Raw genomic sequence first — 14,276 nt, forward strand, 5'->3', positions numbered from 1 at the left:
ATGGGCGCCGTTTATTTCTATCACCTGACCCGCCAACCGCTGGAAAACACTTTGCCCGTGTTGCTGGACAAGGCGCGGCAGGCCGGGTGGAAGATAGCCGTGCGGGGAACTGATCCCGCACGGATGGATTGGTTGGACGAAAAGCTGTGGCAGGGCCCCGAGGAAGGGTTTCTGCCACATGGCCGCACCGGGGGGCCGCATGACAGGGACCAGCCCATATTGCTGACGACAGGGGCCGAGGCCGCAAATGATCCGGCTTGCGTGATGGCCGTCGATGGCGCGACGGTTGAACCCGAGGAAGTGAACGCGCTGGAACGCGTGTGCATCTTGTTCGATGGGAATGATGATCAGGCTCTCCAACATGCCCGCGGGCAATGGAAAACACTGACCGGGGCGGGCTGTTCGGCGCAATATTGGTCCGAGGAATCGGGCCGGTGGGAAAAAAAGGCCGAGGCATAGGGCCTCCGCAGATTTCAGGAGAATGAGCGATGGAAATGAAGCCCCTGGGCCGTACTGGAATCATGGTGACAGACCTGTGTCTGGGTACGATGACATTTGGTACGCAAACATCCGAGGCCGACGCGCATACTCAGATGGACATGGCACTTGATGGGGGCATTAATTTCGTCGATGCCGCCGAGATGTATCCGGTGAATCCCATCTCGAAAGAGACGGTGGGCCGGACCGAAGAAATCCTGGGCCTCTGGAACGCCTCAAATCCGTCACGGCGTGGTGACTATGTTCTGGCAACCAAGCATTCTGGGGCAGGGTTCGCACATGCGCGCGATGGCGCACCGATTTCACCGCAGACAATCCCCGAGGCGGTCGAAGGTTCCTTGCGCCGACTGCAAACGGATTGCATCGACCTTTATCAGTTTCACTGGCCGAACCGCGGAAGCTATATGTTCCGGCAAAACTGGACCTATGCGCCTTCGGGGCACAATACCGATGAGGTTCTGGACAATATGCACGAGTGCCTTGTTGCCCTGAAGGAACAGGTCAACAAAGGAAATATCCGAGCGTTTGGCCTTTCGAACGAAAGCGCCTGGGGCACCGCTCAGTGGTTGCGGATCGCCGAAGCCACCGGCACGCCCCGCGTGGCATCGGTTCAGAATGAGTATTCTTTGATGTGCCGGCATTTCGACACCGATATGGCCGAGCTGAGCGCGCATGAGGATGTGGGGCTGATGGCCTTTTCACCGCTTGCCGCCGGATTTTTGACCGGGAAATACCAAAACGGCATGGTGCCCGAGGGTTCCCGGATGTCATTGGTGCCTGAGGTGGGAGGACGTCATCGCAGACGGGCATTTGAGGCGGTTGCGGCCTATCTAGAGATCGCTGACCGCCACGATCTGGACCCGGTCCATATGGCGCTGGCCTGGTGCCGGACGCGGCCCTTCATGATGTCGGCCATTTTCGGCGCGACAACGGTGGCGCAGCTTGGGCATATTCTCGACGGTAAGGAACTTCGCCTTTCTGGGGAAATTCTGACTGAAATCACCGAAGCGCATCGCGCGCATCCTATGCCGTTTTAGGGGCGCTGCCCTCGTCTCCGCATGCGGAGCCTCCACCGAGGTATTTTCAGCCAGATGAAGCAGATCCGCTTAGTGATGTGTGGGTTGTGTCCTGTCTTGCCGTAGGTCCCGGGCCGAAAGGCCGTGCGCTGTGCGAAAGGCGCGGGCAAAGCTGGATTGCGAGGCGAAACCCGTTGCCAGGGCCACATCCATCAGTGACATATCGGTGTCCGTCACCAATCGGCGCGCCTCGGCCAGTCGGAGCTGCAGGTAATGGTCCTGCGGCGTGGTGTTCAGGCGCAGGCGGAATTGCTGTTGCAAGGTGCGGGGGCTGGTGCCCAGGGTTTCGGCGATATCTGCCAATGGCATAGGGTCGTCCAGTGCGGATTGCATCAGCGTATTGGCTTTGGCGGTCAAAGCTGTGTGGCGGTGCGGCGCCCCGGTGCGGCTTTGTGGTTTTGTGGGATCAGGCGCACCGTCATAGAGGAACAGACCCGAGACGCGGGCGGCAAATCCGGCGCCATGACGGGCGGCGATGATATGCAGCATCATCTCGACCGCTGGAATTGCCCCGCCCGAGGTCAGGCGGCTTTCAGAAACGGTAAACCGGTCAGGGCGCACGTCCACTTCGGGGAAGCGGGCAGAGAAGTTCTCCAAATCTTCCCAATGGGTGGTGGCGGCGTGGCCGTTCAGCAGGCCTGCCTCGGCCAGCAGCCAGGGACCGCCATCAATACCTGCCATTGTGGCGCCGGTCTTGGCGATGCGGCGTAGGCCGGCCAGCAGGCTGGGTGTGGCATGGCGGGCCAGTTGGAACCCGGCAACGACAATCATCAGATCGCAGGATTGCAGCCGGGCCAAAGGTACACCCGGAACCGAAAGCGCACTGGTCAGCATGGCCGGTTCAGCAGTGGCTGTCACATAATCCCAGTCAAAGGCCGGACGATCCGCCAACCGATTGGCGGCGCGCATTGGATCAACGGCCGACGCAAAGCTGAGCGTGTTGCATTCGTCCAGCACCAGCACAGCCGTTTTCAGGGCACGATGTTCGGGCTGCAATATGTTTTTTGCGGATTTCATCAAGTTCGATTCGCATTCTGACAAGTGTTTGACCAAAGCTGCGCCAAACTCGGGGGCGAAAGCAAATCGGAATCCGTGGAGAAGCCTGGGGAAAACTCAGGGTTAACCGGGTATAAGCTGGGGAGAACGCCATGCCTTTGGAAATGAACCGCGAAGTCTTCATTACGTGCGCCGTCACAGGCTCGGGTGGGACGCAGGATCGCAGCCCGCATGTGCCGCGTTCGCCAAAGCAGATCGCCGACAGCGCGATAGCTGCAGCCAAGGCAGGGGCGGCGGTGGTGCATTGCCATGTGCGCGACCCTGAGACCGGAGCGCCTTCGCGTGATCTGGCACTGTATCGTGAGGTCACAGATCGCATTCGCGATGCCGAGGTCGACGCCGTGCTGAACCTGACTGCTGGCATGGGCGGCGACATGGTGTTTGGCGGTATCGAAAACCCGCTGCCGCTGGCCGAGGCGGGAACTGATTTGGTTGGCGCGACCGAGCGTGTGGCCCATGTGGCCGAATGCCTGCCGGAAATCTGCACCCTCGACTGCGGCACCATGAATTTTGCCGAGGCCGATTATGTGATGACCAACACGCCGGGTGCGTTGCGCGCGATGGGCCAGATGATGACCGATCTGGGGGTAAAGCCCGAGATTGAGGCCTTTGATACCGGTCATCTGTGGTTCGCCAAGCAGTTGGTGAAAGAGGGCGTTCTGGAGCCGAACGCTCTGGTTCAGCTGTGCATGGGCGTTCCATGGGGTGCGCCGGATGATCTGAACACCTTCATGGCGATGGTGAACAACGTGCCGGATGACTGGACCTTCAGCGCGTTCTCATTGGGCCGGAATGAGATGGCCTATGTGGCCGCTGCGGTTCTGGCGGGCGGCAACGTGCGCGTCGGGCTGGAGGACAACCTGTGGCTGGACAAAGGCGTGCTGGCCGAGAACTGGCAACTGGTTGAACGCGCGGGCAGCATCATCGAGAACATGGGTGCGCGCGTGATTGGCCCCGCAGAAGTGCGTGAGAAGCTGGGCTTGGTGAAGCGGGCGCCGAAAAGCTAGGCGCGCCATGTTCCGCCGAGTTCTTTCATGGGTAGTTGGATGCTTGCTCGTTGGATTGATTCCAACGTGTGGCTTGGTAGACAATGAGGGCTTTCGAGCACGTCAATTTAATATTCAACCCGTCGAAGCGGTGAACTGGTCGATCTTTGACGAACCGTATTTTGAGGTTGCTGCGTCCAGACGCAAAAGCAAGGGCAAGCAGCGGCTTTTTGTGAGGCTTGAGGGACAGCCATACCCTAGCTATCAATTGCGTGACCCGGACCGGACCGAATGTTTTGGGTACATCGCAGGAGCAAGTGATTGCTTTGAAAACCACCTGAGCGTGCCTACCCGGCGATCCGAGTCTGCACTTGAATATGACATCACTGCCGCAAGCCCCACAAAGTTTCACATCATCTACGTGGGTGACGGGGAGCAGATGGTTGTATTGGCCCGCCCAGATAGGTCGTTTGCAGTTGTACTGAGCAGAGATTTAACGATCACACAAAATCAACTGACGATTGCGCGTGACGTACTGAGCGAAAATGGGTTTGACCCTCAAGAGTTGAAAGTAGTGAAGTGATGACAAAAACAGCAGCAATCATTGGCGGCGGAGTTATCGGCGGCGGATGGGCCGCGCGGTTCCTGCTGAACGGTTGGAACGTTCGGGTATTCGACCCGGACCCGGAAGCCGAGCGTAAGATCGGAGAAGTTTTGGACAATGCGCGCCGCTCGCTACCGGGGCTGAGCGACGTCCCGTTGCCGCCTGAAGGTGCGTTGTCATTCCATAACGATATGGCCGATGCAGTGCAGGGTGCTGCTTGGATTCAGGAAAGCGTGCCGGAACGGCTGGACCTGAAGTTGAAGGTTTACAAGGGCTTGCAAGAGGCTTGTGATCCGGGAGCGATCATCGGGTCCTCAACCAGCGGGTTCAAGCCGTCAGAGTTACAGGAGGGCGCGCTGCGCCCCGAACAGATCGTGGTGACGCACCCGTTCAACCCGGTCTACCTGCTGCCGCTGATCGAACTGGTGCCAACTGGTGCGAACCCGCAGGAGATGATCGAACGGGCGCAAGAGGTCCTGAAATCGGTCGGGTTCTTCCCGCTGCACGTCAAGAAAGAGATCGACGCACATATCGCTGATCGGTTCCTTGAGGCCGTCTGGCGCGAGGCGCTGTGGCTTGTCAAGGACGGCGTCGCCACGACCGAGGAAATCGACGAGGCGATCCGTATGGGGTTTGGCATCCGTTGGGGGCAGATGGGTCTGTTCGAAACCTATCGTGTCGCCGGCGGCGAGGCTGGGATGCGGCATTTCATGGCGCAGTTCGGCCCGGCACTGAAATGGCCCTGGACCAAGCTGATGGATGTGCCCGAATTCACTGACGAGCTTGTAGACCTGATTGCGGATCAGTCGGATGCGCAATCCGGCATGCATTCGATCCGTGAGCTGGAGCGTATCCGCGACAATAACCTTGTGGGCATGATGCGCGCGCTCAAGGCGCAGAACTGGGGCGCGGGGGCGGTGCTGAACCAACATGATGCTGCGCTGAAACCCGGTGCGCTGCCATCGCTGGATCAGGCTGATCTGAGCCAGCCGATCCTGACCCTGTCGCGCGCGGTGCCTTTGGACTGGACCGATTACAACGGTCATATGAACGAAGCCAAATATCTTGAGGCCTTCGCCGCCGCCACCGACCGGTTCATGGAGATCATCGGCTGCGATATGGAATATATCTCGTCCGGGGGCAGCTATTTCACAGCGGAAAACCACATTCGTTACATGAATGAGGTCCATGCGGGCGCAAAGATTGAGGTGCGCACCCAGATGCTGTTGGGGCAGGGCAAGAAACTGCACGTGTTCCACAGCATGTATAGCGGTGAGACGCTGCTGGCGACCGGGGAGAGCTTTTTGCTGCATGTCAGCCTGGAAACACGCCGCCCCAGCCCGACATCGCCCAGCATTGAGGCCGCCATGGCCCGCATCGCCGAAGCGCAGGCCGGATTGCCTTATCCCGAAGGGGCCGGGGTTGCGATCCGGAAACCCTCATGACCTGCCGGGTGTTGGTGACGGCTGGCGCTTCGGGTGTTGGTCGGGCTATGGCAGAGGCGTTTGATGCGGCCGGGTATGATGTCTGGATCACAGATATTGATCGGGCGGCGCTAGATGGCGTGCCGGATCATTGGACAGCCCACCATGCTGACGTGTCGGATGAGGGTGATATGCATGCCGTGTTCGCCGCGATTTCTGATGCGGGTGGTCTGGATTCGCTCTGCGCCAATGCGGGAATTGCCGGGCCAACCAGCGCTATCGAGGATATTGACCTCAAGGACTGGCGCAGCTGCGTAGCGGTCAATCTGGAGGGGGCGTTTCTGGCGGCCAAATACGCCGCGCCGCTGATGAAATCCGCCCGGGCGGGCAGCATCATCCTGACCTCATCCACTGCGGGGCAATATGGCTATCCCTTTCGTGCGCCCTATGCCGCGGCCAAATGGGCGGTGATCGGATTGATGAAAACACTGGCGATGGAGCTTGGCCCTCACGGCGTCCGCGCCAATGCGATTTGTCCCGGCGCGGTGGAGGGCCCAAGGATGGAAGGCGTTCTGGCACGCGAGGCGGCGACCAAGGGCATGAGCCGGGACGAGGTCTATCAGGGCTATGCCTCGGGCACGTCCATGGGTCGTTTCGTCGAAGCGCAGGACATCGCCAATATGGCTGTCTTTCTGGCCTCTGGCGCGGCGCGGTTGGTGTCGGGTCAGGTGATCGCGGTGGATGGCCACACGGTTAATCCTGACCCGAAGTTGTAAGCTAGCCCTGGTTCGGGCCGCGGATCTGGCGGATGGTTTGACGAACGGCTTGCCAATCGCGGGCTTGCTGGGCGTTTCCGGCAGCCTCGCATTCGCGCATTTTCATTGCGGCTTCTGCCTCGGCCTGGTCACCGTGCGCCGTGTATAAAGCCCGTGCATATTGGGCTGTTTTCAGTGCGTCCATTCCTGTGGTCCTCCGTCTGTGGTCGGAATGCCCGAAAGTTCGCGCCCGGCGACGATACCACAGGTTGTACGGGGATGCATCACATGTCGCGGGAAATCGCTGCTCTGAGCTGTTGCAGGTGCTCTGGAAAGTCCCGCGCGGTCACGACTGCCTCGCGAACCAGAGTGTCGAAATGGCGGCTGAAAATTTCAATCCGGTCGCGATCGCGAAAGGCCATGTAATGGCTTCCTGCGTAAAACACGCAAAGAAGGGGACCGAAAATCGTTACGGGAGCCGAATACAGCCGTTTGGCATCGAACAGATAGATGCGCAGCCGTGGGTAGAGCTGTTCACACAACTCCAAAAGGTGGTCAATCTGATCCAGCCGCTTGCGAAGGCTAAGACCTTGATAATAGCCGGTTGCATGCGCAAAGCTGTCGATTTCGTACATCGGCATTGCGATCTCGTAATCGGACTGGGCGCTGCGCATCCAGGTCAGTCGATCTTCGGACGCACCTATGGCCTGATCTGCCGTGCGCCCCAGATGCGGTGCGTATTCCCATTCCAGAACGGTGCGGGTCTTGAGCATGTCGGGCAAGGTCGCAGGAACATATCTGATTTTGTAACCCGCTGCCTCTTGGTGCCACTCGAATATGCGCTCATCTACCAGGGCGCGGGGGGCCTCAGTCATGCTCAGCGACAAAGCCAGCAACTCGGCCGCGCTTTCCGGCCGGTCAGACAGGCTCAGCAACCAGTCCGCCGAAACACCCAATGCCGTCGCGCAGCTTCCGACAACATGGGCATTCGGCAACCGTGCCCCGTGATCGGTCAACAGTTGCGATACGGTTGAGCGGTCAACACCGATCTGGCGCGCGAGGGCGCTTCGGCTGATTTGGCGTTCTTCCATTGCGCGGGCCAGGCGCAAACGGAATTGAGCGGCGCGGTCGCGTTTGTCTATTTTATCCTGCATGTGGTGATAAATATCACGTTTGATGAGTTTTGTTAATCATATTCAGAATGTTCAACCTAAGCGGCGGGCCGTATTTCTTAAGCCATAACAATATTATGGGTGACGGAATGGAAACACGACGCAGATCGGTCGTGAAGGCGGTTTTGTGGAACGTGATGGGCCTGATCATCATGTCGGTGGTTGGGCTGGTTGCGACAGGGTCCGCCGCGATTGGCGGAACTCTGGCCGTAGTAAACACGGCGATCGGGCTGACACTCTATGTGGTTTATGAGAGGGTCTGGGCGGGCATTTCGTGGGGGCGCAATGTCTGAGCGCCCGGGTCCGGAATGGGGCACTTTCACGCTGATGCTGGCCTGTTATGCTGCCTGGTTGGCCGTGATCTTCTTCCTGCCCATCTGGTTAGCGGTTCCAGTGATGGGCGCGGTGGCCGCGTTACATTCATCATTGACGCATGAAGCACTGCACGGGCATCCTTTTCGCGCCAGATGGCTGAACGAGGCGCTGATGGCGCTGCCCTTGACCTTATTCATCCCATATCAGCGGTTTCGGGACCTGCATTTGGCGCATCATCGGGATGCAACGCTGACCGATCCCTATGATGATCCTGAATCAAACTATCTGGACCCAAAAGTTTGGTCGGGGCTAGGTCATTCGCACAGGCGGTTGTTATCGGTGAACAATACTCTGTTGGGGCGGATCGTTTTGGGCCCAGCAATCGGACAGGTTGCCTTTGTCAGGGACGAGTTGCGAGGGGCCGCGCGTGGCGAATGGGACATATTGCGCGCATGGGCTTTGCATATGGCGGGCGTGGTTGCAGTTATCTGGATCGTGACCTTGTCGCCCATGCCGGTCTGGGCCTATGTCCTGTCCGCGTATTTGGGGCTTGGCCTTGTCAAAATACGCACTTTTCTGGAACACCGTGCGCATGAAGATGTGGGGGCAAGAACCGTTATCATCGAAGATCGCGGGATACTGTCTTTTCTGTTTTTGAACAACAATTTACATGTAGTTCATCATCTGAACCCGCGTACCCCCTGGTATCAACTTCCGAAGATCTACCAGCAGGGTAAAGAGGGCTATCTGGCCACGAATAAGGCCTATGTATACCCTTCATATGCCGATGTTTTCCGGGCGTATTTCTGGAAGGTAAAAGACCCGGTGGCGCATCCGCTCTGGCCAAAGGGTTGATTTGCGGCCACAAAAGGCGGCATGAGCCTCTGGATACCTGTCACTATCGCCGCCGCAACGTTTCAGACGGTGCGGTTCATGCTGCAAAAATCGCTGAGCAGTGTAAAGCTGACGGCCGCCGGGGCGACATTTGCCCGGTTTGCCTATTCAATCCCGCTGGTTCTAATCGCTCTGATCGCGGCGCTGCAGTTGACGGGGTATTCCTTGCCGCCGCTGACCGCCCGGTTCTGGGTGTTTGCCACCATTGGAGGAACGGCTCAGATCCTTGCCACGATCTGTGTCGTCGCCTTGTTCAAACAGCGCAATTTTGCTGTCGGCATAACTTTTAAGAAAACCGAAGTAATCCAGACCGCCATCGTTGGTTTTCTGGTCCTGGGCGATCAGGTCTCGTTCTGGGCGCTTGGTGCGATCTTTCTGGGGCTGACGGCTGTGTTGCTGCTGTCGAAAAGTCCCGGAGGAGACGGGGCGTGGTGGCGACATCTGACGAACCGGGCCTCGCGGCTTGGCCTGGGATCAGGTGTGCTGTTTGCGTTTTCCTCGGTCAGTTATCGGGGTGCCTCGCTTGAATTGGGCGAAATTGATGCGTGGTTTCGGGCACTTGTGACGCTGGCAGTCGTTGTCTCGCTCCAGTTCGTCAGCATGGGCCTGTGGCTGTTGTGGCGAGACAGGGCCGAGCTGCGCGCCGTGTGGCAGACACGCCGAACGGGCGTATTTGTCGGACTGACCAGCCTGTGCGGATCGTTCTGCTGGTTCTTGGCATTCACCTTGCAAAACGCCGCCTACGTCAAGGCTCTGGGGCAGGTCGAGCTGATCCTCAGCTTGTTCGCGTCGATCTTGTTTTTCCGCGAAACCATCACCCGGCGCGAGATCGCCGGGATGACGTTATTGGGCGCATCAATTCTGGCGCTGGTTTTGTCTATTTAACCCGTGCGGCGTTCGTCGAAGCTGAGCGCGATAAAGCTGGGCAGGTGATCGCCCATTCCCACGACTGAAGGACCGTTGTCAGCGCGCCGTCCACGGCCTCTGACTTCTTTATCCTTCTTGCGATCTTCTCTTTTATCGTCGCGTTTGGGGGCCTCTGTTGGTCGGACCTCAGTTGGCCGGGCCTTTTTCTCGGGTTTTGGCCTCTCGGGTTTTGGCTCTTCCTTTACCGGATTGTCCAAGCGAGGAATTTCTTTTTGAATCAGCTTCTCGATCGCGGCCAGTGCTTTTTCATCGCGACCCGAACAGATAGTGATCGCTTTGCCTTCGCGTCCGGCGCGACCTGTACGACCGATCCGGTGCACATAATCCTCGGGGTGGCCGGGGACATCGAAATTGATCACATGACTGACAGAGGGCACATCCAATCCGCGCGCGGCAACGTCCGAGGCGACAAGCAGGCGTAGTGTTCCGTCACGGAAACCGTCCAGTGTTTTCGTCCGTTGTGACTGATCGAGATCGCCATGGATCGCGGCAGCATCATAGCCGTATTTCTTCAGCGATTTCGCACAGATATCCACATCGGTCTTACGATTGCAGAAGATGATCGCGTTGGTGCATTTTTCGCCCTCGGAGTCGATCAGCGAACGCAGGACCTGGCGCTTGGCGCTGGCCTCGCGGTCACGGCGACCACCTTTGAACATGACCACACTTTGCTCGATGGTTTCCGAGGCCGTCGCCTGACGGGCAACTTCGATCCGGGTTGGGGCCGACAGGAATGTATCGGTGATCCGCTCAATCTCGGGCGCCATGGTGGCTGAGAAGAACAGCGTTTGGCGTGTGAACGGCGTCAGCGAAAAAATGCGTTCGATATCGGGGATAAAGCCCATATCCAGCATTCGGTCGGCCTCATCCACCACCATGATCTGGACGCCGGTCAACAATAGTTTGCCGCGTTCGAAATGATCCAGCAGGCGACCTGGTGTGGCGATCAGAACGTCGACGCCACGGTCGATCAGCGCATCTTGTTCCTTAAAGCTGACGCCGCCGATCAACAGCGCTTTGGTCAGCTTTACATTTTTGGCATAGGTGTCGAAATTCTCGGCCACCTGCGCGGCCAGTTCCCGTGTCGGGCACAGCACCAGCGACCGCGGCATGCGCGCACGTGCGCGGCCACGGGCCAGCAACGTGATCATCGGTAGCGTGAAGCTGGCGGTTTTGCCTGTACCGGTCTGGGCGATACCCAGAACGTCCTTGCCCTCAAGCGCGGGTGGGATTGCGCCTTCCTGGATCGGTGTTGGCGTTTCGTATCCGGCTTCCTCAATGGCTTTGAGGACCTTCGGGTTCAGGTTCAGTTCGTTAAACTTTGTCATGTATGTCCGGTTGTTGCGGACACTAAAACCTGGCCCGCGCGTAAAGAATGTGCCGGGCCCGGATGGCCATGCGATGTTTTGTGCATTTCGGCTTGGCGGGACATAACAAAATCACGGGGCAGGGTCAAATGAAGTCACTTTTACACTGCAACACCGGCTGACCATGCGGATTTATCGCAACAATTCAGGTACTTCCGGGGAAATGTTTCGCGACTTTTCCATCCAAATCCAACGGACGGTGCTTAATCAGCCCAAACTTTTCGAGGCGGGTGCGAACTTCTTGGTCGGCGCCACTGATTTCATCATAGAAAGCCCGCAGGCCGTGAGCCCCATCTTCTTCTTCGATCCAGCTCAGCAATTCATTCATGTTCATCCCGCCTTGTTCGCGCGGAACATTGGGTGACATGCCTGGCTGATACGAGCCCTTTTCGAACCGGAACTGATAATGGGCTAGCCAATGATCCCAGTCAGGTGCATGACGGTGGCATAGATCAACCTGGGGCAGCTCGACCTTGGTCGGGAGGATTTCGCCATCCTGAAACAGATTGTGAATCCGGAAATTGATCTTAGGTAAGCCTTTGCGAACAAACAGTTTACCCTGAACATGGCTGAGGAATCCAGCAAGAACAAATCCGCCAAAATTCGGATATAGTGCCTGAACGATCCCATCACGGCCCTGACCAGCGGGGATATAGGCTTTGTACAGGTCTTCGGTTCCGCCTACGGGCTCGATCGGACGAACGCGCACCGCTGGTATATGTTGCGGAATCTCCGCTAATATCACGCCAAGGTCGGATTGCGGCCAGAGGAACTCGTCCAGATCAATATGGGCAAGCCAGTCGACCTCAGCCTTTCTGTAAGTAAAGCTGGCATTTGCGGTTTGCCGGACCTGATGTTTGTCGGGCCTCTCGCGCTTTCGGTTCGACCAGTACCCTTCGTCGCAGTTGCGTATTTCGATCCGTGGGTGGCGGTTCAGGGCGTTGAACGCAGCCGGGCAGGGCTCGTCCAGATACAGATACATCCGGTCGGCCCCGAGATCGAGGTGATAGGCCGCAAACCGAAGTATGTCCGGGGCCGAGCCCCGGATCGTTGATACAATGCCCCAGCTTGGGACATTATCCGGCATATGAAGCTCGTAACCCTGTCACGCCATCATCTCTTTGGTGGCGGTCAGGTTCAGGTCGGGATAGTCCCGCACGACCCGGTCAATGTCCCACTGCAGGCGAGTCAAATAGACGATGTCGCCGTCATGATCATGAGCGATGTGCTGCTTGTTGGCATTGACGAATTTCTCGACCTCAACCTTTTCACCACTGACCCAGCGGGCGGAGGTGAACTGAGACGCCTCGAACCGTACCGGCAGGCCGTATTCCATCTCAATCCGGCTGGCCAGAACCTCGAATTGCAGCGCGCCAACGACGCCGACGATAAAGCCCGATCCGATCGACGGTTTGAACACCTTGGCCGCGCCTTCCTCGGCGAATTGCATCAGGGCTTTTTCCAGATGCTTGGCTTTCATCGGATCGCCCGGGCGCACGGTCTGCAGCAGTTCCGGCGCAAAGGAGGGGATGCCAGTTACCCGGATCGCTTCGCCCTCGGTCAGCGTGTCGCCGATGCGCAACTGGCCGTGGTTTGGGATGCCGATGATGTCTCCGGCCCAGGCCTCTTCGGCCAGTTCCCGGTCGGATGCCAGAAACAGCACAGGGTTCGAGATTGCCATCGGCTTTTTCGATCGAACATGGGTCAGCTTCATGCCGCGTTTGAAATGGCCCGAGGCCATGCGCACAAATGCCACCCGGTCGCGGTGCTTGGGGTCCATGTTTGCCTGAACCTTGAAGACAAATCCGGACACTTTCTTTTCTTCCGGTGCGATCTGGCGGGGTTCCGCGGACTGTACCTGCGGCTGTGGACCATAGGCGCCGATGCCTTCCATCAGTTCCTTGACGCCGAACGAGTTGATCGCCGAGCCGAACCAGATCGGGGTCATGTGACCTTCCAATACCGCTTGGGGGTCAAGCGCGGGCAGCAATTCGCGTGCCATCTCAACCTCTTCCAGCAGCTTCTCAAGCAGGTGCTCGGGCACATGTTCAGCCAGCTTGGGGTCGTCCAACCCGTTGATCTGGATGCTTTCGGCCACTTTGTTACGGTCAGCGCGGTCCATCAGCTCCAGCCGGTCGCGCAGCATGTCGTAACAGCCGATAAAGTCGCGGCCGACTCCAATCGGCCAGGCCGCGGGCGTGACGTCGATGGCCAGCATTTCCTGAATTTCGTCGATGATCTCGAACGTATCGCGGCTTTCGCGGTCCATCTTGTTACAGAAGGTCAGGATCGGCAGGTCGCGCAGGCGGCAGACCTCAAACAGTTTCTGCGTCTGGCTTTCCACACCTTTTGCGCCGTCGATCACCATCACGGCGGCGTCTACGGCGGTCAGAGTGCGATAGGTATCTTCCGAGAAATCGCTGTGGCCGGGCGTGTCCACCAGATTGAACCGGAAGTTTCCATAGTCGAACGACATGGCCGAGGCCGAGACCGAGATCCCGCGATCCTTCTCCATCTGCATGAAATCCGAACGTGTCCGCCGTGCCTCACCCTTGGCGCGTACCTGACCGGCCATCTGGATGGCGCCGCCATACAGCAGGAACTTTTCCGTCAGGGTCGTCTTGCCCGCATCCGGGTGCGAGATGATGGCAAATGTCCGGCGCCGGGCGATCTCGGGCGGCAAGGTGGGTTGGTTCGTGGCGGTATCAAGCATAGTCGCGCGTATAGGCGGGGAATTCTGCCGAAGCAAGACAAAGAGGCTGGTTCGAATCGTCTGCTTGTGGCAATAAGAACATATAGTGAACAAATAATGGAGAGGATCAATGAATTTGAAAGAAATCGCCGATGAGCTGGTGGCGGGATGCCGGGAAAACCGGGCCAAGGCCAATCTGGATAAGCTGTATGCGGCAGATGCCGTTTCGGTTGAGGCCGTCGATGCATCCGGTATGGGACGCGAGGCGCATGGGCGCGACGCGATCCGTGGCAAGCACGATTGGTGGGAGAGTTCGACCGAAGTGACGGGCGGAAACGTCAGTGACCCGATGGTGCATGGTGAAGACCGTTTTGCCGTGATCTTTGAGGTGCAGGGCAAGTTCAAGGAAAGCGGTGAGAGCTTCGATATGCGCGAAGTTGCGCTGTATCACGTCGCGGATGGCAAGATCGTCCGGGAAGAGTTCTTCTACTAACCCCTTGTCATCAATCT

16 protein-coding genes are annotated in these 14,276 nt (G+C 58.2%); 10 read left to right on the forward strand and 6 right to left on the reverse strand.

Annotated elements, in window-relative coordinates:
- On the forward strand, window positions 1-459 hold the full coding sequence (locus AC2FLG_RS09855) for a DNA polymerase III subunit chi (protein WP_142633423.1): 459 nt from the start codon (window positions 1-3) through the stop codon (window positions 457-459).
- A 29-nt stretch (window positions 460-488) separates the two neighbouring features.
- A complete protein-coding gene (locus tag AC2FLG_RS09860) occupies window positions 489-1,535 on the forward strand; it encodes an aldo/keto reductase (protein WP_496706017.1) in 1,047 nt (348 codons plus the stop codon).
- 69 nt (window positions 1,536-1,604) lie between these two features.
- On the opposite strand, the gene AC2FLG_RS09865 is transcribed toward AC2FLG_RS09860, so the two are convergent.
- Entirely contained in the window at window positions 1,605-2,591 is a 987-nt protein-coding gene (locus AC2FLG_RS09865) for a GlxA family transcriptional regulator (protein WP_496706019.1), read from the reverse strand.
- A gap of 131 nt (window positions 2,592-2,722) precedes the next feature.
- Here AC2FLG_RS09865 and bcoG point away from each other — a divergent pair, with 131 nt between their 5' ends.
- From bcoG to AC2FLG_RS09885, 4 genes are all read left to right on the forward strand, one after another.
- On the forward strand, window positions 2,723-3,637 hold the full coding sequence (gene bcoG / locus AC2FLG_RS09870) for a 3-dehydrocarnitine:acetyl-CoA trimethylamine transferase BcoG (RefSeq protein WP_271947424.1): 915 nt from the start codon (window positions 2,723-2,725) through the stop codon (window positions 3,635-3,637).
- Between the two features lie 73 nt (window positions 3,638-3,710).
- Window positions 3,711-4,199, forward strand: coding sequence for a lipocalin/fatty acid-binding family protein (locus AC2FLG_RS09875; protein WP_185956605.1), 489 nt, complete (start codon window positions 3,711-3,713; stop codon window positions 4,197-4,199).
- A complete protein-coding gene (locus AC2FLG_RS09880; RefSeq protein ID WP_496706020.1) occupies window positions 4,199-5,665 on the forward strand; it encodes a carnitine 3-dehydrogenase in 1,467 nt (488 codons plus the stop codon). The genes AC2FLG_RS09875 and AC2FLG_RS09880 overlap by 1 nt, the downstream gene beginning before the upstream one ends.
- A complete protein-coding gene (locus AC2FLG_RS09885; RefSeq protein ID WP_496700478.1) occupies window positions 5,662-6,420 on the forward strand; it encodes an SDR family oxidoreductase in 759 nt (252 codons plus the stop codon). Before AC2FLG_RS09880 ends, AC2FLG_RS09885 begins: the two co-directional genes overlap by 4 nt.
- A gap of 1 nt (window position 6,421) precedes the next feature.
- Here AC2FLG_RS09885 and AC2FLG_RS09890 read toward each other — a convergent pair whose 3' ends face one another.
- Window positions 6,422-6,604 carry a hypothetical protein gene (locus tag AC2FLG_RS09890; protein WP_142633436.1) on the reverse strand — a complete coding sequence of 61 codons (183 nt, stop codon included), beginning with the start codon at window positions 6,602-6,604 and terminating at the stop codon, window positions 6,422-6,424.
- 79 nt (window positions 6,605-6,683) lie between these two features.
- Window positions 6,684-7,553 carry a helix-turn-helix domain-containing protein gene (locus tag AC2FLG_RS09895; RefSeq protein WP_142633438.1) on the reverse strand — a complete coding sequence of 290 codons (870 nt, stop codon included), beginning with the start codon at window positions 7,551-7,553 and terminating at the stop codon, window positions 6,684-6,686.
- Window positions 7,554-7,660: 107 nt separating this feature from the next.
- On the opposite strand from AC2FLG_RS09895, the gene AC2FLG_RS09900 reads away from it, so the two are divergent.
- From AC2FLG_RS09900 to AC2FLG_RS09910, 3 genes are read left to right on the forward strand one after another with little or no spacing between them, the layout of a single operon-like run.
- Window positions 7,661-7,864, forward strand: a complete 204-nt coding sequence (locus AC2FLG_RS09900) for a DUF2061 domain-containing protein (protein WP_142635106.1) — start codon at window positions 7,661-7,663, stop codon at window positions 7,862-7,864.
- Complete coding sequence (locus AC2FLG_RS09905) at window positions 7,857-8,741, forward strand: fatty acid desaturase (protein WP_496706022.1); 885 nt, start codon at window positions 7,857-7,859, stop codon at window positions 8,739-8,741. The genes AC2FLG_RS09900 and AC2FLG_RS09905 overlap by 8 nt, the downstream gene beginning before the upstream one ends.
- A gap of 21 nt (window positions 8,742-8,762) precedes the next feature.
- The gene (locus tag AC2FLG_RS09910) at window positions 8,763-9,665 is read left to right on the forward strand and encodes an EamA family transporter (protein WP_142633442.1); all 903 of its coding nucleotides are present in this window, start codon (window positions 8,763-8,765) and stop codon (window positions 9,663-9,665) included.
- On the opposite strand, the gene AC2FLG_RS09915 is transcribed toward AC2FLG_RS09910, so the two are convergent.
- The 3 genes from AC2FLG_RS09915 to AC2FLG_RS09925 form a co-directional block, all read right to left on the reverse strand.
- The gene (locus AC2FLG_RS09915; RefSeq protein ID WP_496691135.1) at window positions 9,662-11,035 is read right to left on the reverse strand and encodes a DEAD/DEAH box helicase; all 1,374 of its coding nucleotides are present in this window, start codon (window positions 11,033-11,035) and stop codon (window positions 9,662-9,664) included. The genes AC2FLG_RS09910 and AC2FLG_RS09915 overlap by 4 nt on opposite strands.
- A 184-nt stretch (window positions 11,036-11,219) precedes the next feature.
- The gene (locus AC2FLG_RS09920) at window positions 11,220-12,161 is read right to left on the reverse strand and encodes a glycosyltransferase family 2 protein (RefSeq protein ID WP_142633446.1); all 942 of its coding nucleotides are present in this window, start codon (window positions 12,159-12,161) and stop codon (window positions 11,220-11,222) included.
- An 18-nt stretch (window positions 12,162-12,179) separates the two neighbouring features.
- A complete protein-coding gene (locus AC2FLG_RS09925) occupies window positions 12,180-13,787 on the reverse strand; it encodes a peptide chain release factor 3 (RefSeq protein WP_281994525.1) in 1,608 nt (535 codons plus the stop codon).
- Window positions 13,788-13,896: 109 nt separating this feature from the next.
- Between AC2FLG_RS09925 and AC2FLG_RS09930 the strand changes: the two genes are divergently transcribed.
- A complete protein-coding gene (locus tag AC2FLG_RS09930) occupies window positions 13,897-14,259 on the forward strand; it encodes a nuclear transport factor 2 family protein (RefSeq protein ID WP_142633450.1) in 363 nt (120 codons plus the stop codon).
- Window positions 14,260-14,276: the final 17 nt, after the last annotated feature.

The sequence above is a fragment of the Ruegeria sp. CDSA193 genome, assembly GCF_059611885.1.